The following is a 17,414-nucleotide window of genomic DNA, read 5'->3' as shown; positions in this document are numbered from 1 at the left end:
CGACGGCTGCAAGCCGTCAAAACGCTCCGGTGGAGCGTTTTGAGCGCTGAACGCCCTGAGCCCAAAGCGAAGGGCCGGGATCCGGTGCAGCAAACCCCCTGAGCTCAAACGCGCGGTCGGGAATCCGCTGGCAAAGCCTCACGCCGCCACTTGGGGCGCCCTGACCCGCGGCACCTCGAGCGAAAACACCGCGCCGCCGTCGTTGCGGGTGGTGAAATGTCCGCCGAGTTGCTTGACGAAATTGGCGATCAGCTTGCTGCCCATGCCCCCGGTCCGATTGAAGGCTTCGATGCCCGGCCCGTCGTCGCGGATGACAAGGCTCAGATTGTCGCCGTCTTCGCGGAGTTCGACCGAAAGCCTGCCGCCTTGACGACCGGCAAAGGCATATTTGAACGAGTTTGAAACCACCTCGTTGATGATCATCCCGAGCGGCAAAGCCTGCTCGCGATCGACGGTCAGCGGCTGCAGCCTGAGGTCGAGCACGACGGGCGTCTCGTAGCCCGAGGCGATGTCGGTGATCAGCTTGGTAGCATAGGGCGCCACCTCGACCTGTTCGAACTGATCGTTCTGGTAGATTTGCTCATGCACGGCGATCATCGCCGCGATGCGCCTCGTCATGTCGTCGCGCGCGTCGACCGGCAAGGCCTGCAGCCGCACGAGCGCCAGAACCGCCTGGAGATTGTTCTTCACCCGGTGATGAATTTCCCGCAGCAGAAAGCGGTTGCGCTCCACCGCCTGCTCCAGTTCTTCGTTGCGGACCGCGGTGCGATAGAGAAGGCGGTTGATCCAGAAGGCGCCGAGGACCAGCAGCGCCATCAACGGCAGCATGACCAGCGTGTCCGAAAAGAGATTGCGCCAGAACTGGTCGAGGATTTCCTGTCGTGCGATGGCCGCAAGGGCGATGAGCGGCCAACCGGAGACCTTCCAGAAGGCGACGATGCGGGCATGGCCGTCGATCGGCGAGACTGGACTGTGGTAGAAGCCGGTGGGCATTTGGCGCGTCATCGGGTACCACGCGGTCGTACTGAGATCGATCGGGCGCGTTGTCGCCGGTCGTCGGGCGATCAGCCACCCGTCATCCCTGATGATCAAAATCGTGGAGTTCGGCCCGAGCCCCATCGAGGCCCAGAAACCGTCCAGGCTCTCGTTCGGGATGGTAATGCTGGCGATGCCCCGGAAAATCCCGTCTCGCTCTATCCGCCGCGCGACGGTGAAGGATGGCTTGCCGGCGCGTTCGTTGTCGAGCAGCCGGGTGAAAGTGAGGTCCTGGCCATCCCTCAGCCTGCTGAAATATGAGCGCTCGCTGTGATTGTCGGATACATTTCCAGGGGTGTCGCCGCCGGCACTGGAAAAGCGGACGACGCCGGTGTCATCCAGAAGCGAATACTGAAAACCCGCCGGCAGTTGCCCGACAGCCCGCGACAGGTCGGCCGCGAGACCGGGTGAACCATCGATCGGCCTGTCTCCCACCTCGGTTCCGATGCGTCGCAGGGCCTGGTCGCTCGCTTCGATCATCCACTCCAGGTGAGCCGCGACCACATGCGCGGACGAGAGCGCGCGAGCTTCGCCTTCCTTTAGGGCAGTTCGGTAGTTTTCGAGGATGATAAGGCCGGCGACCGCCAGCAGGGCAAGGGCAAACAAGCCGGTCAGCAGGATCGGGAGGGTGGGCCTCGTTGCACGGGGCGCGTGTGGCAAGCCTGGTTTCACATCGTCACGCACAACCCGCTCCGGTTTCAGAGATTCCCTCCTAGCAGGTTGGGTGCATCGGGGAAACGTCTTCCGACAAGGCGATACCAAAAACATTCGCCCGCAACCTGAATGATGCGGGCGAATGTCAATCTGTACTCAGGGCTGCATGTTATTTCAATGCGCCGACCAGCAGGTCGCGGCCATTTTCGATGGTGACCCAGCGTCCGGTGTTGAACGACGCCTGACGCTTCAGGAAGGTGTAGGGCGTTGCAAACCAGGGCTTTACCTCGTTATCGAGGTTGTCGAGGATGAAATCCCCGTCCGACGTGCGCAACGTCAGGACAGCATGGCCTTCGCCGTCCGGCTTGCGGACGACGGTCATCAGGAGATCGGAAAGGGCGAAGCCCTGCGCCGCGAGTTCCTTGCGCTTTTCGAGCGCAAAGTCCTCGCAATCGGCGAAATTGCTCGGATAGCTCCAGACCTCTTCGCGGCCGTAGACTTCCTTGTCGGTCTTGGCGATGTAACGCGCGTTGACTGCCCGGTTGATCTGGCGGACGGCAGCCCAGCCTTTCGCGCTGACCTTGGGGGAAGGAGCGGAGCGGCTCTTGATAGAGCATTCCGTCGCATATTTATGACAGAATTCGTAATGGCCGATCGGCTGGGAGGTAACGGCACCGGTGACCATCGCGGCCATTGGCCTTGGAGCCGGAACTGCAGCACTCACTGGTACAAGTACGCTAACTAGGATCACGGCTATACGCCGCGCCTGCAAGGCTATCATCATGGACCCGTCCCTTCAAATCCTAATGAAACGTTAAGGGCGGACGGGAGAAAGAGTCAATCAGTGAGTTTTGTTAACGGGTGATCGCTCGCATTATGGTTAAGGCTGCAACATTTTTGTATCAGCCCAAAATTTAATCATTAAATATTAGGGCCAAGACCGCAGCCCGCAATTTTTCGATGTCCTGGGGCCTGGAGAGCCGGTGATCTCCGTCGCGGATCAGCGTCAGGACGACGTCGTCGGCGGGCAGGAATTCGACGAGCTTTAATGCGTGGGCGTAAGGCACGTCCGGATCCTTCATGCCCTGCAGGATGTGCACCGGGCAACCCGTCTCTATAATGCCGGTCATGACCAGATTGCTGCGGCCGTCCTCTATGAGGGCGCGCGTATAGATATTGGGCTCCGGGCTGTATTCGGACCGTTCCTCGAGATAACCGCGCTCGGCAAGCGACTGCCGTTCGGCTTCGGTGAGATTGGGTTCGATGAGTTCCGCCGTGAAATCCGGCGCCGGCGCGATCAGCACGATGCCGTCGACCTTGGCGGCCTTCTTACGCCTCTTCAATTCCTGCACGAGGCGCAGCGCGATCCACCCACCCATCGACGAGCCGACCAGGATGACGCGTTTCGGCTTGATGTCGTCAAGGACGGCGATTGCCTCTTCCAACCAGCGCGAGATCGTGCCCTCGCGGAAGGCGCCGCCGGAAGTGCCGTGGCCCGAATAGTCGAACCGGATCGCCGCGAGCCCGAGTTCGCCGGCAAGCGCGTCGAGTTCGGCGGCCTTGGTGCCCGTCATGTCCGACCGGTAGCCGCCGAGCCAGACGAAGGCAGGCCCCGGCTTCTTCTTGCTCGCGGACCGGTGGATGATTGCGATCTCCCGCGCAAACGTTCCGGAGCCGACGGTGATCGTTTTGCGGGTGAGATTGGCTGCATCGGTCATGGTGGAATCCTGAGGTTTTGCCGCGCCTATAAAACAGATTCTTAGGCATAGGACAGCAGGTGATTTTTTCGCGCGGCTATGCTATTGACTTCGCCGTAGCGATCACGACATTGCCGTCGGCCGCAAGCCGGACGCCCTCGATGTGTCGCTGCGGTGCCGAAACAATCTAGGAGAATACGACCATCCGCAGACCATTCAAAACCGATGCCCCTGTTAAGGACGGGCCGCGCTCCAACCGGGAAATTCGCATTCCCAAGGTCCAGCTTATCGATGCCGAAGGCTTGAACCTTGGTATCGTTCCGACCGAGCAGGCTCTCAAGATGGCTGAGGACGCCGGCCTCGATCTCGTCGAGATCTCGCCGAACACCGAGCCGCCAGTGTGCAAGATCCTCGACCTGGGCAAGCTGAAATATGCGAACCAGAAGAAAGCGGCAGAAGCCCGCAAGAAGCAGAAGATCGTCGAAATCAAAGAAATCAAGATGCGTCCCAACATCGACACGCATGACTATGACGTGAAGATGAAGGCGATGAACCGCTTCTTTGAAGAGGGCGATAAGGTCAAGGTGACGCTGAAGTTCCGCGGCCGCGAAATGGCCCACCAGGAACTCGGCATGAAGCTCCTGCTTCAGGTGAAGGACGACACCACGGAAATCGCCAAGGTGGAAGCCGAGCCGAAGCTTGAAGGCCGCCAGATGATGATGGTGCTGGCGCCGAAATAAGCGCCCACCATTTGCCTTTCGCGCATTTGCCGGCATTTCGGCCGGGCTTTTGCCGCGTTTTTCTTTCCCATTGCGCTTTTGACCGACTGCGGTTATAAGCGCGCGTTCCGAACGGTCCGGCAGGGCATGCCGTGGCTGTTCTAAATGCTTGAAACCAGCATCGTCTGTGGTTTCGATACAAAACTGGAGTAGCAAAATGCCCAAGATGAAGACGAAATCGGCTGCCAAGAAGCGGTTCAAGATCACCGCCACCGGCAAAGTCGTTGCAGCCGCCGCTGGTAAGCGCCACGGCATGATCAAGCGGTCCAACAAGTTCATCCGCGATGCGCGCGGAACGATGATCCTTGCCGAACCCGATGGCAAGAAGGTTATCAAGAACTACCTGCCGAACGGTCTCTGAGACCCTCGTCACTTTTGGATCAGTTAAGGAGATCATGACATGGCACGCGTAAAACGGGGCGTCACTTCCCGCGCCAAGCACACCAAGACTTTGAAGGCAGCCAAGGGCTTCTACGGCCGCCGCAAGAATACGATCCGGGCCGCCAAGGCTGCCGTCGATCGTTCGCGTCAGTTCGCCACGCGCGACCGTCGCGTCAAGAAGCGCAATTTCCGCGCCCTGTGGATCCAGCGTATCAACGCTGCCGTCCGCGAATCAGGCCTGACCTACGGCCGCTTCATCGACGGTCTCAACAAGGCCGGTATCGAAGTCGACCGCAAGGTTCTCTCCGACATGGCAATCCATGAGCCGGAAGCATTCGGTGCTCTGGTTGCCGCTTCGAAGAAGGCTCTTGAGTACCTCAAGGACGCCGGCACCACCAACGAGTTTGAAAGCGCGGTTCGTTAACCAGCGCTTCCCAAGCTTAATTAGCTTTACTGATTTTGGGAAACCCGCGCTGGTTACGGCTGGCGCGGGTTTTTCTTTTGGCATCCCCACACGTCATTCCCCAAACAGCCGTCACGACCTCGCCATAGATCTCGCCGAGCATCAAACGGAAGAAACCATGTCCGATCTGGAAAACCTGAAAACTTCGCTCCTGGCGGAAATCGCCGGCACCAGTGACGAGGCGGCGATCGAGGCCGTGCGCGTCGGCGCTCTCGGCAAGAAGGGCTCCGTCTCAGAACTCCTGAAGACGCTGGGCTCGATGTCGGTGGAAGAACGCCAGACCCGCGGCGCGGCGATCAACGCGCTGAAGAACGAGATCACCGACGCCATCGCCGAGCGCAAGACGGTGCTGAGGGACGCGGCGATCGAGGCGCGTCTCAAGGCCGAGACGGTCGACATCTCGCTGCCGGTGCGCTCTTCGCCCGCCGAGCGCGGCCGCATTCATCCGATCAGCCAGATCGTCGACGAGATCACCGCCATCTTCGGCGACATGGGCTTCTCGATCGCCGAGGGCCCGGATGTCGAGACCGACTACTACAATTTCACCGCGCTCAACTTCCCCGAAGGCCATCCGGCCCGCGAGATGCACGACACCTTCTTCTTCCAACCCGACGAGAATGGCGAGCGCAAGGTCCTGCGCACCCATACCTCTCCAGTGCAGATCCGCACGATGGAATCGCAAAAGCCGCCAATCCGCATCATCATTCCCGGCAAGACCTATCGCCAGGACAGTGACGCGACCCACTCGCCGATGTTCCATCAGGTCGAAGGCCTGGTGGTCGATCGCAAGTCGCATGTCGGCAACATGCGCTGGATACTCGAAGAGTTCTGCAAGGCCTTCTTCGAGGTCGAAAGCGTCACCATGCGCTTCCGCCCGTCCTTCTTCCCGTTCACCGAGCCGAGCTTCGAAGTGGACATCCAGTGCGACCGCTCCGGCCCGATCGTCAAGTTCGGCGAGGGCACCGACTGGATGGAAATCCTCGGCTGCGGCATGGTGCACCCGAACGTGCTGCGCGCCGGCGGGCTCGATCCGGACGAGTTCCAGGGTTTTGCCTGGGGCATGGGCCTCGACCGCATCGCCATGCTGAAATACGGCATGCCGGACCTGCGCGACTTCTTCAACGCCGACGTCCGCTGGATGAACCACTACGGTTTCCGCCCGCTCGACATGCCGACTTTGTTCGGCGGCCTGAGCGCGTAAGGGAGAAACGACGATGAAATTCACACTCTCCTGGCTGAAGGATCATCTGGAAACGGATGCGACCCTCAATGAAATTTGCGAGCGCCTGACCGCGATCGGCCTTGAAGTCGAGGATGTCGACGACAAGGCGGCCTACAAGCCGTTCGTCATCGCCAAGGTTCTCTCGGCCGAAAAGCATCCGTCCGCCGATCGGCTCAAGGTGCTGATGGTGGATGCCGGCGACGGCAAGCCGGTGCAGGTCGTCTGCGGCGCGCCCAACGCACGCGCCGGCATGATCGGCGCCTTCGCGAAACCTGGAACTTACGTTCCGGGGATCGATGTCACGCTCGCCGTCGGCAATATCCGCGGCGTCGAAAGCCACGGCATGATGTGCTCGGAAAAAGAGCTCGACATGTCCGACAATCACGACGGCATCATCGACTTGGCCGAGGATGCGCCGGTCGGCACGCCTTTTGCCTCCTATGCCGGCCTCGACGACCCGGTCATCGAGATCAACCTGACGCCGAATCGTCCGGACTGCACCTCGATCCACGGCATCGCCCGTGATCTGGCGGCCTCCGGCCTCGGCACGCTGAAACCCCAGGCAAAGCCGGATTTCAAGACCGAAGGCCAGACCTCCGTCGGCCTGAAGATCATTCTCGACGACGAACGGCTCTGCCCCGGTTTCGGCCTGCGCCTCGTGCGCGGTGTCAAAAACGGCCCGAGCCCGCTGTGGATGCAGCAGCGGCTGAAGGCGATCGGCCTTCGCCCGATCAATGCGCTGGTCGATATCACCAACTTCATGACCTTCGACCACGGCCGGCCGATGCACGTCTTCGATGCCGCCAAGGTGAAGGGCGACCTTACGGTTCGCCGCGCGTTGGACGGCGAGACGGTGCTGGCGCTAGACACGCGCGAATACAAGCTGAACCCCAGCAACGTCGTTATATCAGATGACAACGGCGTGGAATCGATCGGCGGCATCATGGGCGGCGAACATTCCGGCTGCGACGAGAACACCGTCGACGTGCTGATCGAATCCGCGCTCTGGGATCCGATCAACATCGCCAAGTCCGGCCGTTCGCTCGGCATCATCACCGATGCCCGCTATCGGTTCGAACGCGGCGTCGATCCGGAATACATGGTTCCCGGCCTCGACCGCACCACCCATCTGGTACTGGAACTCTGCGGCGGCGTGGCCGCGGAAGCGAAAGTCGTCGGTTACAAGGGCCATCAGCCGAAGATCGTCGATTTCCCCTATGCGGAAGTGAAACGCCTGACGGGCCTTGAAGTCTCGACCGAGGAAAGCCGTCATATCCTGACGCGACTTGGTTTCGCGGTCGAAGGCTCCGGAGAGCGTGTCTCCGTCACCGTGCCGTCCTGGCGTCCGGATGTCGACGGCAAGGCCGACCTCGTCGAGGAAGTCATGCGCATTCATGGCGTCGACCAGATCAAGCCCGAACCGATCGAGAAACTCTCGAGCGTCAATGCCAAGATCCTGACAACCCTGCAGATCCGCACCCGCACCGCCAAGCGGGCGCTTGCCTCGCGCGGCATGCTGGAGGCCGTCACCTGGTCCTTCATTCCGGAAGATCAGGCAAAGCTCTTCGGCGGCGGCGCCCGCGCGCTGAAGCTCGCCAACCCGATCGCAGCCGATATGTCCGACATGCGGCCGTCGCTGCTGCCGGGCCTGCTGTCCGCGGCACAGCGCAATGCCGACAAGGGCTTTGGTGACGTGGCGATCTTCGAGGTGTCCGGCACTTACGAAAGCGACAGGCCGGAAGGCCAGCGCCGCGTGGCCGGCGGCATTCGTCGCGGCACGGCTACGATCAACGGCACCGGCCGCCTCTGGTCGAACACTGCCAAGGGCGGCGGCAAGCCGGTCGACGTCTTCGACGCCAAGGCCGATGCGCTGGCGGTGCTCGAAGCCTGCGGCCTGCCGATGGGCAACGTGCAGATCGAGAAGGGCGCGCCGGAATGGTATCACCCGGGCCGCTCCGGCACCATCAAGATGGGTCCGAAAGTCGTGCTCGGTTATTTCGGCGAATTCCACCCGAAGACGCTCGGCGCTCTTGACGTCTCGGGCGCTCTCTGCGGCTTCGAGGTCTTCCTCGACGCCATGCCCGAACCGAAGAAGAAGGCGACGCGCACCAAGCCGCCGCTCGAGCTTTCGCCCTTCCAGGTGGTCAAGCGCGACTTCGCGTTCGTGGTTTCAAGCGATGTCGAGGCCGGCGCGATCGTCAAGGCGGCATCGACCGCCGACCGCAAGCTGATCACCGGCGTCAACGTCTTCGACGTGTTCGAAGGAGCGTCGCTTGGCGAGGGCCGGAAGTCGATTGCGGTCGAAGTGCTGATCCAGCCGGTCGAGCGCACGCTGACCGACGAGGATTTCGATACGCTGACGGCCAAGATCGTCGCCAATGTCGAAAAGACCACCGGCGGTACCTTGCGCGCCTGAAACGGGTGGCCTGAATCACCTCTGAAAGATAGCCTGCCTCACGGATGATGTGGGGCAGGCTTTTTTATTGGAGGAACGATGCGCACACCGGGATCGATGAAAGGGCTTGAGGAACTCGGCCGGGTGCGGCTGTCGAAGAACTTCTTCTTCCGCGATTTCCTGTTTTCGGAGATCGCCAATTTCTACGCCATCCCGAACATTCCGGAAGACCCGGACCTGGCGATCGAGGCGGGCCGGCACCTCTGCGAGGAACTGCTGGAGCCGCTGCAGGCGACGTTCGGGCGGTTGCACCTGCGCTCCGGTTATCGCTGCGCTAAGGTCAACGAATTCGGCAACAAGAACAATCTCAATTGCTCCTCCAATGCCAACACGGCGGCCGACCATATCTGGGATCGGCGCGATGCCAAGGGCTTCACGGGCGCCACCGCCTGCGTCGTTTTCCCTTGGCTGGTCGATAACTATAACGACGACGGCGACTGGCAGAAGATGGCTTGGTGGATCCACGACCACCTGCCTTACGCGTCGATCATGGTCTTTCCGAAACTCTGGGCGATGAACATCCAGTGGCACGAAAAGCCCGCCCGCCGGATCCGCAGCTTCGCCGAGCCGCGCGGCGTGCTCACAAAGATCGGGATGCCCAACAACGAAGGCGATCATTCCGAACACTACGTGGGGTTTCCGGCGCTTAAGCGGTAAGCGATGGCGGACCGTTCACGAATGCAGGTGATAGAGCTTGTTGACGATCATCCAGCGGCCGTCGATCTTCAGAAGCGAGAGATAGTCCGAGAACCGCATGCCGGCGAACTGATCGACCACCTTAACCGTCGCGGCGTCGCCGGTGACGTCGAGCGCCTCGATCTGGATCAGCGGCTGGGTGCCGGCGGGGGCGGGGCCTTCCGAGGTCACCGCCCCGACGAAATCGTCGAGCGACAGCCATTCGACCGCGCCGTCGTAATTGCCGATGATACACGCTTTGGGGTGGAACGCCTTTCGAAGCGCCGCCTCATGCGCAAACGTCATTCCGTCCACATAGAGATGGATCACCGCCTGAACGGCCCGCTCCTCGGACATCGATCTTCTCCCATCGTTAGCGCCGGCATACTAACACGGAAAGATGGAAGCCCGAGGTTGCGTTAGCAAGTACAAATTTAACGATTGGTCCAGGCCATGGCCTGTGCCGCATAGCGGGTCCCGGAGAATTTTTCCGGCGCTAACAGATCGCCGAGCGTCTTCAGTTCGCCCGCCGAGAGTGAAATTTCCGTGGCGGCAACGTTCTGTTCCAGATGCGGGATTTTTCTGGCACCGGGGATGGGAACGATGAAATCGCCCTGCGCCAGAACCCAGGCCAGCGCCAGCTGCGCGGCGGTGACGCCTTTCTGGGTTGCCATGTCCTCCAGCATCTTCACCAGAGCGGCGTTGGCGGCCATGCTCTCGGCGCTGAAGCGCGGTAGCGTATTGCGGAAGTCGTCCGGGCCGAAATCCTCCGGCTTCTGGATCTTGCCTGTGAGGAAACCGCGCCCGAGCGGGCTGAACGGCACGAAACCGATATCGAGCTCGCGGCAGGTGTCGAGGATCTCGCCTTCCGGCTCGCGGGTCCAAAGAGAATATTCGCTCTGCAGGGCCGTGATCGGATGGACCGCGTGGGCGCGGCGGATGGCAGCGGCACCCGCTTCGGAAAGGCCGAGCGCACGCACCTTGCCTTCTTTCACCAGTTCGGCCATCGCGCCCACCGTCTCCTCGATCGGCACGTTCGGGTCGACGCGGTGCTGGTAGAAAAGGTCGATCACCTCGACCCCGAGGCGCTTCAGCGAGGCTTCCGCCACTTCGCGCACGTGTTCCGGCCGGCTGTCGAGGCCGGACATCGCCCGGGCGTCGGTAGCATTCGGGTCGATCCTGAAGCCGAACTTGGTGGCGATGACGACCTTGTCGCGGAAGGGCTTCAGGCCCTTGCCGAGCAGTTCCTCGTTCTTGAAAGGGCCGTAGACTTCGGCCGTATCGAAGAAATTGACGCCGAGATCGACGGCGCGGTGCAGCGTCCTGATCGCTTCCTGTTCGTCCTGGCCGCCGTAACCGTGGCTCATGCCCATGCAGCCGAGACCGACGGCGGACACGGTTAGTTCTTTTCCAAGCTTCCGCATTTTCATGGGAGCCTCCTTTGTGATCGCAGAAAAATTGGCGGGCGCCTTGCAGCGCCTGCCGGATTGATCAGGCGCCGGCCTCGTTGAGCAGCTTCATCTGGTCGGCGGAGAGCGTCAGGTTGCCGGCGGCGATGATCGCGTCGAGCTGACCGACGCTGGTAGCGCTGGCGATCGGCGCGGTGACGCCGCGGGCCTGGATCAACCACGCGAGCGCGATCGAGGCGGGCTCGGCGTTGGTTTCGACCGAGATCTCGTCGAGGGCTGCGAGGATGCGCAGGCCCTTGTCGTTGAGATAACCGAGCGCCCGGCCGCCGCGTGCCTTGCCTTCGGTATCGGCCTTGTCACGGTATTTGCCGGTCAGGAAGCCGGAGGCGAGGCCGTAATAGTTGATGGCGCCGATCTCTTGGCTGACGCAAAGGTCCGCAAGCGGCCCTTCGAACGTGTCGCGGTCATAGAGATTGTATTGCGGCTGCAGCACGTCGTAGCGCGGCAGGCCGGCTTTCCTGGCGGCGTCGAAGCTATCCTGCATCATCTTGGCGTCGAGGTTGGAGCAGCCGATCGCCCGGATCTTGCCCTGTTCCTTCAGCTTGGCGAAGGCGCCGAGCGTTTCCTCGTAAGGCACGGTCTCGTCCGGCCAGTGGGCGAGATAGAGGTCGATATGGTCGGTCTGCAGGCGACGCAGCGAATTTTCGACCTCTTCGAGAATCCACTTGGCCGACAGGTCCTTCTTGCCCTGGCCCATGTCGGACCCGACCTTGGTGACGATGACCGCCTTGTCGCGGGAAACGCTGCTGCTCTTCAGCCATTTGCCGATGATCGCCTCGGACTCGCCGCCCACATGGCCGGGCACCCAGCGATTGTAGCTGTCGGCCGTATCGATCGTGTTGAAGCCGGCGTCGAAGAACCGGTCGAGGATATCGAACGACGTCCTCTCGTCGGCGGTCCAGCCGAACACGTTGCCGCCGAGAACGACTGGGGAAATGGAAAGGCCGGTCCGGCCGAGTGCGCGCAGCTCCATGATATTCCTCCAAAAATTTTTAAGTGAGTGGATGAGCCTGGGAAAGGAGCCTGAGATTAGCCGATGTTCCGCCGCCGACCAGTCCCTATTTTGGGCGGACGATCAATTTTTCAAGCGTCGCATCCGGCATGCCGTTGCGTGGGTGTCGGCAGGCCAATAAGGTGCGGCAACAATGCTATAGGGAGGCTCACATGCTGCGTTTCGGAATCCTATCGACTGCCAAGATCGGCCACGAACAGGTGGTACCGGCGATCCAGGACGCTGAAAATTGCGTTGTCACCGCCTTTGCCAGCCGCGATCTTGCTAAGGCGCGGGCGCTTGCCGATCGTTTCGGGGCGCCGCATGCGTTTGGTTCCTATGACGAGATGCTGGCGTCCGACGTCATCGACGCGGTCTATATTCCGCTTCCGTCCAGCCAGCATGTCGAATGGTCGATCAAGGCCGCCGAAGCCGGCAAGCATGTGCTGTCCGAAAAGCCGATCGCGATCAAGGCGAGCGAGATCGAGGGCCTGATCAAGGTGCGGGACCGCACCGGCAAGCTGATCTGCGAAGCGTTCATGGTCACTTACGCACCGGTCTGGCTGAAGGTGCGCGAGCTCCTCAGCCAAAAGGCGATCGGCGAGCTGAAGCACGTGCAGGGCTCGTTCAGCTATTTCAACCGCGACCCGTCCAACATGCGCAACATCCCGGAACTCGGCGGCGGAGCGCTGCCCGATATCGGCGTCTATCCGACGATCACCACACGTTTCGTCACCGGCCAGGAACCGCAGCGGATACAGGCGCGGGTGGAGCGCGATCCCGGCTTCGGCACGGATATCTATTCCAGCGTCAAGGCGGATTTCGGCTCGTTCGAAATGACCTTCTACATCGCCACCCAGATGGCGGCCCGACAACTGATGGTCTTCCACGGCACCGAGGGTTACATCGAGGTCAAGTCGCCGTTCAATGCCGGCCGCTGGGGTGCGGAGGAAATCGAGCTCACCAATCAGAACCACGCGGTGTCGCAGATCTTCCGCTTCCCCGACAGCCGCCAGTACAAGCGCCAGGCGGAGGCTTTCGCGAAGGCTGCCGCGGGCGAGCCGGTCGAAATCGTGACACTCGAGAATTCGCTGAAGAACCAGAGGTTCATCGACGCCATCTATCGCGCCGGCGGACACGACGGCTGGGAAGCGGTCTAGTCCCGCCAGCGGCGGATGCGGTATAGGCCGAATCCGCCGAACAGCAGTGTGCCGGCCCAGCAAAAGCCGAGATGCACGAGCGGCTGCACATGCGGTGCGCGCGATGCCAGTGCTGCAAAAATTCCGTAGTTAAGGACAAGGCCGATCGCGAAGAGCGGCCAGAAGCCTGGCTGGCGCCTGTGATCCGAAGCCGCGGGGAGTACCCTGTGCAAGGTCAGTGCGGCGACCAGGCCGGCGCTCAAGGAGAGCAGGCGGTCGATAAGCGTGACAGCCGCGGTCTCCGTCGTCAGGACCTGCAATAGCAGCGCATCAATGAAGATCAGCAGCGCGAGGAGAATGGCAAACCGGGCGCGGCTGGTCATCGCGCGGTCAGCCGTTGATCGCCAGCAGGCCGGCAAAGATCAGCACGGTCCCAAGCGCATATCGAAACGTCAGCGGTTCGCCGAAGAAAAACTGCGCCAGCAGCGGCACGAAGCAGAACGTCAGCCCCATGAACGAATAGGCGAGCGTCAGCGGCACGGATTTCAGCACATAGATCCAGACGATGGTGCCGAAACCGTAAAGCGCCAATGCCGCGATCAGCACCGGGTTGGCGGCGAGCGCCGCGAGCCCTCGCAACGAAAAGTCGCCGGCGGTGGAGCTGGTCATCTTGAAGAGAACCTGCCCCATGGCAATCAGCAGCGGCGTTCCGAGAAGCCCGAGCCAGGTGATGGGGGAAAGCGAAACGAACATGAAGCGTCCTCAGTCCGGCCGGTCTTCGCTGTAGAAGATGTCCCGGCCAATATCTTCGCAGACATGGACCTCCGGCACCGGATGGGCGGCGCGCAGGAAAGCGTGGGTGTAGGCGAAGAAGTTGAAATGCGGGTTGAACGTGTAGCGGGATTCCCGTTCGCGCGGCACGACGATGATCAGTCGCTTTTTGGCGATCCGTCGTAGCTCGGCAATCGCCTTTTGATATTCCAGCACATGCTCGATCACATGGGTACAGACCACGGTGTCGAATTCGCCGTCGGCAAACGGCAGGTCCTCGATCTTGGCGGCGACATATTCGACGCCTTCGATGGCGGCCGCGTCCTCCACGACGAAATCCACACCGACGACGCGCGTGAGTTCGGGATGGGCGGCGCGGATATGGGTGAGCAGGGCGCCGGTACCACAGCCGACGTCGCAGACGCTGGTGCCGGTGATCGTGGAATTGATGCGCCGGATGCAGGCCGCCGAATTGTCCGTGCCCTCATGGACGCGCGGATGGTTGCGGTAGAGTTCCGCATATTCTTCCGCGCTCAGGAAGGGTGCCCGTTCGCGAAAACTGGCGAGATGGCTGATATGGTCGCCCCAGACACGCTTGGCGAGCCAGAGGAAAAGCGGCGAGTCCCTGAGGATCGGCGGCAGCAGGTCCTCGATGACGAAGCGGATGCGGTTGGTGGTTTCCCTGTTCATGCCGCTTTGGTCCTGCGCCGCTCGGGCTTGGCGGGCTGGGCCGTGATTGACGCAGGATCGGCGGCGTGGGCACTGGCCGGCAGGCTCATATAATGGATGCGCAATTGCTCGGCCCGGGCGCGCGAAACCGAGTCGAGGATCAGCCCGGCGGTGAAGATCAGCAGCGAAACCAGCATCAGCACCAGCGAGAAGACCCAGGTGGGCATGCGCTCGACAAGGCCGGTCTGGAAATAAGCGATGAGCACCGGCGCCATGAAGACCAGGCTCGCTGCCATGAAGGCGCCGCTGATCAGGCCGAAAAACGCGAAGGGCCGCGTCTCCTTCATCAGCATGGCGAACATCCAGAGGATTTTGGCGCCGTCCTTGAAGGTCGAGAGCTTGGAATGCGACCCTTTCGGGCGCCTTCCGTAGTCAAGTTCGATCTCGCAGACCGGCAGCTTGAGCAGCGAGGCATGCACCGACATTTCGGTCTCGATCTCGAAGCCGCCTGAGACCGCCGGAAAGCTTTTCACGAACCGGCGCGAGAAGGCGCGATAGCCGGAGAAAATATCGGTGAAGTCGGAAGCAAACATCGTCCGGTAGAGGAAGTTGAACAGCCGGTTGCCGGCGGCGTGGCCCTGCCGCCCGGCATCAGCGTGCACCCCGCGGCGGGAGCCGACCACCATGTCGGCGCGCTCGGTCAAAAGCGTGCGGACCAGTTCTTCCGCATCCTGCGGCGCATAGGTGCCGTCTCCGTCCGCCATGATGTAGATGTCCGCATCGATGTCGGCGAACATGCGGCGCACCACGTGGCCCTTGCCCTGCCGTCGCTCGCGCATCACCAGGGCACCGGCAAGCATGGCCTGGAGCGCTGTGCCGTCCGTGGAATTGTTGTCGTAGACAAAGATCCGGGCGCCCGGAAGCGCCTCGCGGAAGCCGCGCACCACGCCGGCGATGGTCATGGCTTCGTTATAACAGGGCAGCAGGATTGCGATGTCGAAGTGGCCGGTCAGGGCGTCGGTCATGTTGTTCACTCGATACACTGAAAACCGAACGCGGGAGTCTCCCGTGCCGCAGGCTTTACTATTTCTTGGGAAGGTTAAGGCTAGGTTTCCTCTTCCCTCGAAACAGGCGAAAAGTCCGCACCAAGATGACGGAAGACATGGCAGACAGATCCTTATCGAGGACGGCCGGCCAGCCCGCTGTGCCGCTATTGTCGCGGCTCCTGCCTGCGGTGGCTCTTTATGCGGTCATCACCGCCGCGATAGCCCTCGCGTTTTTCCTCTCGGACGCCAAGGATTACGTCGGGGCCGACAATGACGACGTCATGCGGCTCGTCGAGGTCAGGGATTTTCTCGGCGGCCAGAACTGGTTCGATCTGACCCAGTACCGGCTCGGCCTCGAGGGCGGCACGCTGATGCACTGGTCGCGATTGATCGATCTGCCGATGGCGCTGCTGATCCGGCTGTTTTCGCTCTTCCTCACCCCAGACAAGGCCGAAGCCGTCGTTGTTACGATCTGGCCTCTTCTTCTGGTGCCGCTTATGCTTCTGCCGCTCGGCCTGGCTGTCCGCCGGCTGGAGGGCGTCGCGGCCATGCATATCGCACTGGGCCTCGGTGCGCTCTTCGCCCTCGGCTGCGTCCGCTTCAAGCCTGGTTCCATCGACCATCACAATGTCCAGCTCATGCTCGTCATGTGGATCGCCGCCATGCTGGTCGATCCGCAGAGGCGGGCGTCGAGCTATATCATCGCTGCCATCGCCTGTGCGCTGGCATTGGCGATCGGCGTCGAAACGACGCCTTTTGTTGCCGTCGTCTGTGTCTGCGTTGCGCTTCAGTGGATTTGGCACGGCCAGGCATTTTCCCGGCCGGCCCGTTTTTTCGGCCTGTCGCTTGCGCTGTCCGTCTCGGCGGCCTTCTTCCTGACGATCCCGCCGCGTGCTTATGCAGTCGTCACCTGCGACAACTTCTCGCTTGGCTTCTATGCCCTTTCCGCTCTCGGAGGAGCGGCGTTGTTTCTCCTCGCGAGCCTGCCGAGACAACCCGATCGTATCGTCCGCGTCGCCCTGGCCGGCGGCACCGGCGGTCTCCTTCTTCTGACCACCCGCATCATCGCGCCGCAATGCCTTGCCGATCCGTTGAGCACGCTCGACCCGCTATTGGTCGAGCTTTGGTTGAACGGCGTGACGGAGGCGCGTTCGTTTCTGGCCGAGGCCCGGACCGAGCCGGAAATGGTGGGCGGATTCTACGCGGTCGGACTTTTTGCGATCGTGGTCTGCCTTGTCCGCAGCCTGAGGCGGGAAAAGACGGAACTCCATCTCGTGCTTCTGGCGCTGATCGGGGCGTCATGGGGGATCGCGCTGCTGCAGGTGCGCGGCGCTTTCTTTTCCAACATGCTGGCCATCCTGCCGTTGTCGCTGCTGATCACCGATCTGCGGCGCACCTCCGCGGCCGATCCTGGAAACCCCGGTGCCGCCTTTGCCTATATCAGCGTGGTGCTGATGTCCGTTCCGGTCGTCTGGGCCCTGGGCGGCGTCCTTGCCGTGCACGGCTGGAAACAGGCGGCCGACATGCGGGCGCTTTCGAGTGCCGGCCTATCCGATGGCGAAGTCGGCGAATGCGGCGATGAGGCGGATATGGCTGTGTTGAACACATTGCCTGCGGGCGTCATAGCCGCGCCCTCGAACAGCGGGGCGGATATCCTGCGCTGGACCCCTCACAGGGTCCTGACGGCACCCTACCATCGCAACCAGAAAGGCATGCTGACCGAACTCTATATAGGTCTCGCCCAGCCGGGAGAGGCAAGGGCCTTCATGAGAGGGGCCGGTGTGACGACGCTGGCCTTCTGCAAGACCGACCCGCAGACGGACGCCCTGATCAGGCGCAAACCGGACGGGCTCTATGCCAATCTCGCCCGCGGCCAAGTGCCCGATTATCTGCAGCCCTTCGGAGAACAGAGCAAAAGCGGCTTCCGTCTCTACAGGGTGCTGCCGGACAAGAATTGATTGCGTCGAC

18 protein-coding genes are annotated in these 17,414 nt (G+C 61.8%); 8 read left to right on the top strand and 10 right to left on the bottom strand.

What is annotated here, in order from left to right; genetic code table 11:
* Positions 1 to 138 precede the first annotated feature (138 nt).
* The 3 genes from C5L10_RS04835 to C5L10_RS04825 all read right to left on the bottom strand — a co-directional run bounded on the left by C5L10_RS04835 (position 139) and on the right by C5L10_RS04825 (position 3,407).
* On the bottom strand, positions 139 to 1,719 hold the full coding sequence (locus tag C5L10_RS04835; protein WP_172716913.1) for a sensor histidine kinase: 1,581 nt from the start codon (positions 1,717 to 1,719) through the stop codon (positions 139 to 141).
* 139 nt (positions 1,720 to 1,858) lie between these two features.
* Complete coding sequence (locus C5L10_RS04830; RefSeq protein WP_046667300.1) at positions 1,859 to 2,473, bottom strand: transglutaminase-like cysteine peptidase; 615 nt, start codon at positions 2,471 to 2,473, stop codon at positions 1,859 to 1,861.
* Positions 2,474 to 2,603: 130 nt separating this feature from the next.
* Complete coding sequence (locus C5L10_RS04825) at positions 2,604 to 3,407, bottom strand: carboxylesterase (RefSeq protein ID WP_105428740.1); 804 nt, start codon at positions 3,405 to 3,407, stop codon at positions 2,604 to 2,606.
* A 182-nt stretch (positions 3,408 to 3,589) separates the two neighbouring features.
* Between C5L10_RS04825 and infC the strand changes: the two genes are divergently transcribed.
* From infC to C5L10_RS04795, 6 genes are all read left to right on the top strand, one after another.
* On the top strand, positions 3,590 to 4,126 hold the full coding sequence (gene infC / locus C5L10_RS04820) for a translation initiation factor IF-3 (protein ID WP_046603008.1): 537 nt from the start codon (positions 3,590 to 3,592) through the stop codon (positions 4,124 to 4,126).
* Positions 4,127 to 4,322: 196 nt separating this feature from the next.
* Entirely contained in the window at positions 4,323 to 4,526 is a 204-nt protein-coding gene (rpmI, locus tag C5L10_RS04815) for a 50S ribosomal protein L35 (protein WP_007751830.1), read from the top strand.
* A 39-nt stretch (positions 4,527 to 4,565) separates the two neighbouring features.
* Positions 4,566 to 4,970, top strand: coding sequence for a 50S ribosomal protein L20 (rplT, locus tag C5L10_RS04810; RefSeq protein WP_046627769.1), 405 nt, complete (start codon positions 4,566 to 4,568; stop codon positions 4,968 to 4,970).
* 157 nt (positions 4,971 to 5,127) lie between these two features.
* Positions 5,128 to 6,210 (top strand): phenylalanine--tRNA ligase subunit alpha, encoded by a 1,083-nt coding sequence (pheS, locus tag C5L10_RS04805; RefSeq protein WP_105428739.1) that lies wholly within the window; start codon positions 5,128 to 5,130, stop codon positions 6,208 to 6,210.
* Between the two features lie 13 nt (positions 6,211 to 6,223).
* Positions 6,224 to 8,647 carry a phenylalanine--tRNA ligase subunit beta gene (gene pheT / locus C5L10_RS04800; protein ID WP_105428738.1) on the top strand — a complete coding sequence of 808 codons (2,424 nt, stop codon included), beginning with the start codon at positions 6,224 to 6,226 and terminating at the stop codon, positions 8,645 to 8,647.
* A 78-nt stretch (positions 8,648 to 8,725) separates the two neighbouring features.
* Positions 8,726 to 9,343, top strand: a complete 618-nt coding sequence (locus C5L10_RS04795; protein WP_105428737.1) for a hypothetical protein — start codon at positions 8,726 to 8,728, stop codon at positions 9,341 to 9,343.
* Positions 9,344 to 9,358: 15 nt separating this feature from the next.
* On the opposite strand, the gene C5L10_RS04790 is transcribed toward C5L10_RS04795, so the two are convergent.
* The 3 genes from C5L10_RS04790 to C5L10_RS04780 all read right to left on the bottom strand — a co-directional run bounded on the left by C5L10_RS04790 (position 9,359) and on the right by C5L10_RS04780 (position 11,803).
* The gene (locus tag C5L10_RS04790) at positions 9,359 to 9,718 is read right to left on the bottom strand and encodes a nuclear transport factor 2 family protein (RefSeq protein ID WP_105428736.1); all 360 of its coding nucleotides are present in this window, start codon (positions 9,716 to 9,718) and stop codon (positions 9,359 to 9,361) included.
* Positions 9,719 to 9,795: 77 nt separating this feature from the next.
* Complete coding sequence (locus C5L10_RS04785; RefSeq protein WP_105428735.1) at positions 9,796 to 10,791, bottom strand: aldo/keto reductase; 996 nt, start codon at positions 10,789 to 10,791, stop codon at positions 9,796 to 9,798.
* Positions 10,792 to 10,852: 61 nt separating this feature from the next.
* Positions 10,853 to 11,803 (bottom strand): aldo/keto reductase, encoded by a 951-nt coding sequence (locus tag C5L10_RS04780; protein WP_105428734.1) that lies wholly within the window; start codon positions 11,801 to 11,803, stop codon positions 10,853 to 10,855.
* Between the two features lie 191 nt (positions 11,804 to 11,994).
* Between C5L10_RS04780 and C5L10_RS04775 the strand changes: the two genes are divergently transcribed.
* Positions 11,995 to 12,981 carry a Gfo/Idh/MocA family protein gene (locus tag C5L10_RS04775; RefSeq protein WP_105428733.1) on the top strand — a complete coding sequence of 329 codons (987 nt, stop codon included), beginning with the start codon at positions 11,995 to 11,997 and terminating at the stop codon, positions 12,979 to 12,981.
* Here the strand turns inward: C5L10_RS04775 and C5L10_RS04770 are convergent.
* From C5L10_RS04770 to C5L10_RS04755, 4 genes are read right to left on the bottom strand one after another with little or no spacing between them, the layout of a single operon-like run.
* A complete protein-coding gene (locus C5L10_RS04770) occupies positions 12,978 to 13,343 on the bottom strand; it encodes a hypothetical protein (RefSeq protein WP_105428732.1) in 366 nt (121 codons plus the stop codon). The genes C5L10_RS04775 and C5L10_RS04770 overlap by 4 nt on opposite strands.
* Before the next feature lie 7 nt (positions 13,344 to 13,350).
* Positions 13,351 to 13,713 (bottom strand): transporter, encoded by a 363-nt coding sequence (locus C5L10_RS04765; protein ID WP_105424632.1) that lies wholly within the window; start codon positions 13,711 to 13,713, stop codon positions 13,351 to 13,353.
* Between the two features lie 9 nt (positions 13,714 to 13,722).
* A complete protein-coding gene (locus tag C5L10_RS04760) occupies positions 13,723 to 14,421 on the bottom strand; it encodes a class I SAM-dependent methyltransferase (protein WP_105428731.1) in 699 nt (232 codons plus the stop codon).
* Complete coding sequence (locus C5L10_RS04755) at positions 14,418 to 15,425, bottom strand: glycosyltransferase (protein WP_105428952.1); 1,008 nt, start codon at positions 15,423 to 15,425, stop codon at positions 14,418 to 14,420. The genes C5L10_RS04760 and C5L10_RS04755 overlap by 4 nt, the downstream gene beginning before the upstream one ends.
* 137 nt (positions 15,426 to 15,562) lie before the next feature.
* Here C5L10_RS04755 and C5L10_RS04750 point away from each other — a divergent pair, with 137 nt between their 5' ends.
* Complete coding sequence (locus tag C5L10_RS04750) at positions 15,563 to 17,404, top strand: hypothetical protein (RefSeq protein WP_105428951.1); 1,842 nt, start codon at positions 15,563 to 15,565, stop codon at positions 17,402 to 17,404.
* Positions 17,405 to 17,414 lie beyond the last annotated feature (10 nt).

It is taken from the genome of Neorhizobium sp. T6_25, assembly GCF_002968555.1.
Classification (GTDB): Bacteria; Pseudomonadota; Alphaproteobacteria; order Rhizobiales; family Rhizobiaceae; genus Neorhizobium.
Note: the sequence above shows the minus strand (reverse complement) of the source record. Positions and strands in the feature narration are given on the sequence as shown.

Excerpts from the sequence above, each read along its gene's own strand:
- C5L10_RS04830 (WP_046667300.1), bottom strand. The coding sequence starts at position 2,473 with ATGATGATAGCCTTGCAGGCGCGGCGTATAGCCGTGATCCTAGTTAGC.
- C5L10_RS04825 (WP_105428740.1), bottom strand. The coding sequence starts at position 3,407 with ATGACCGATGCAGCCAATCTCACCCGCAAAACGATCACCGTCGGCTCC.
- rpmI (WP_007751830.1), top strand. The coding sequence starts at position 4,323 with ATGCCCAAGATGAAGACGAAATCGGCTGCCAAGAAGCGGTTCAAGATC.
- rplT (WP_046627769.1), top strand. The coding sequence starts at position 4,566 with ATGGCACGCGTAAAACGGGGCGTCACTTCCCGCGCCAAGCACACCAAG.
- pheS (WP_105428739.1), top strand. The coding sequence starts at position 5,128 with ATGTCCGATCTGGAAAACCTGAAAACTTCGCTCCTGGCGGAAATCGCC.
- pheT (WP_105428738.1), top strand. The coding sequence starts at position 6,224 with ATGAAATTCACACTCTCCTGGCTGAAGGATCATCTGGAAACGGATGCG.
- C5L10_RS04795 (WP_105428737.1), top strand. The coding sequence starts at position 8,726 with ATGCGCACACCGGGATCGATGAAAGGGCTTGAGGAACTCGGCCGGGTG.
- C5L10_RS04790 (WP_105428736.1), bottom strand. The coding sequence starts at position 9,718 with ATGTCCGAGGAGCGGGCCGTTCAGGCGGTGATCCATCTCTATGTGGAC.
- C5L10_RS04785 (WP_105428735.1), bottom strand. The coding sequence starts at position 10,791 with ATGAAAATGCGGAAGCTTGGAAAAGAACTAACCGTGTCCGCCGTCGGT.
- C5L10_RS04780 (WP_105428734.1), bottom strand. The coding sequence starts at position 11,803 with ATGGAGCTGCGCGCACTCGGCCGGACCGGCCTTTCCATTTCCCCAGTC.
- C5L10_RS04775 (WP_105428733.1), top strand. The coding sequence starts at position 11,995 with ATGCTGCGTTTCGGAATCCTATCGACTGCCAAGATCGGCCACGAACAG.
- C5L10_RS04770 (WP_105428732.1), bottom strand. The coding sequence starts at position 13,343 with ATGACCAGCCGCGCCCGGTTTGCCATTCTCCTCGCGCTGCTGATCTTC.
- C5L10_RS04765 (WP_105424632.1), bottom strand. The coding sequence starts at position 13,713 with ATGTTCGTTTCGCTTTCCCCCATCACCTGGCTCGGGCTTCTCGGAACG.
- C5L10_RS04760 (WP_105428731.1), bottom strand. The coding sequence starts at position 14,421 with ATGAACAGGGAAACCACCAACCGCATCCGCTTCGTCATCGAGGACCTG.
- C5L10_RS04755 (WP_105428952.1), bottom strand. The coding sequence starts at position 15,425 with ATGACCGACGCCCTGACCGGCCACTTCGACATCGCAATCCTGCTGCCC.
- C5L10_RS04750 (WP_105428951.1), top strand. The coding sequence starts at position 15,563 with ATGGCAGACAGATCCTTATCGAGGACGGCCGGCCAGCCCGCTGTGCCG.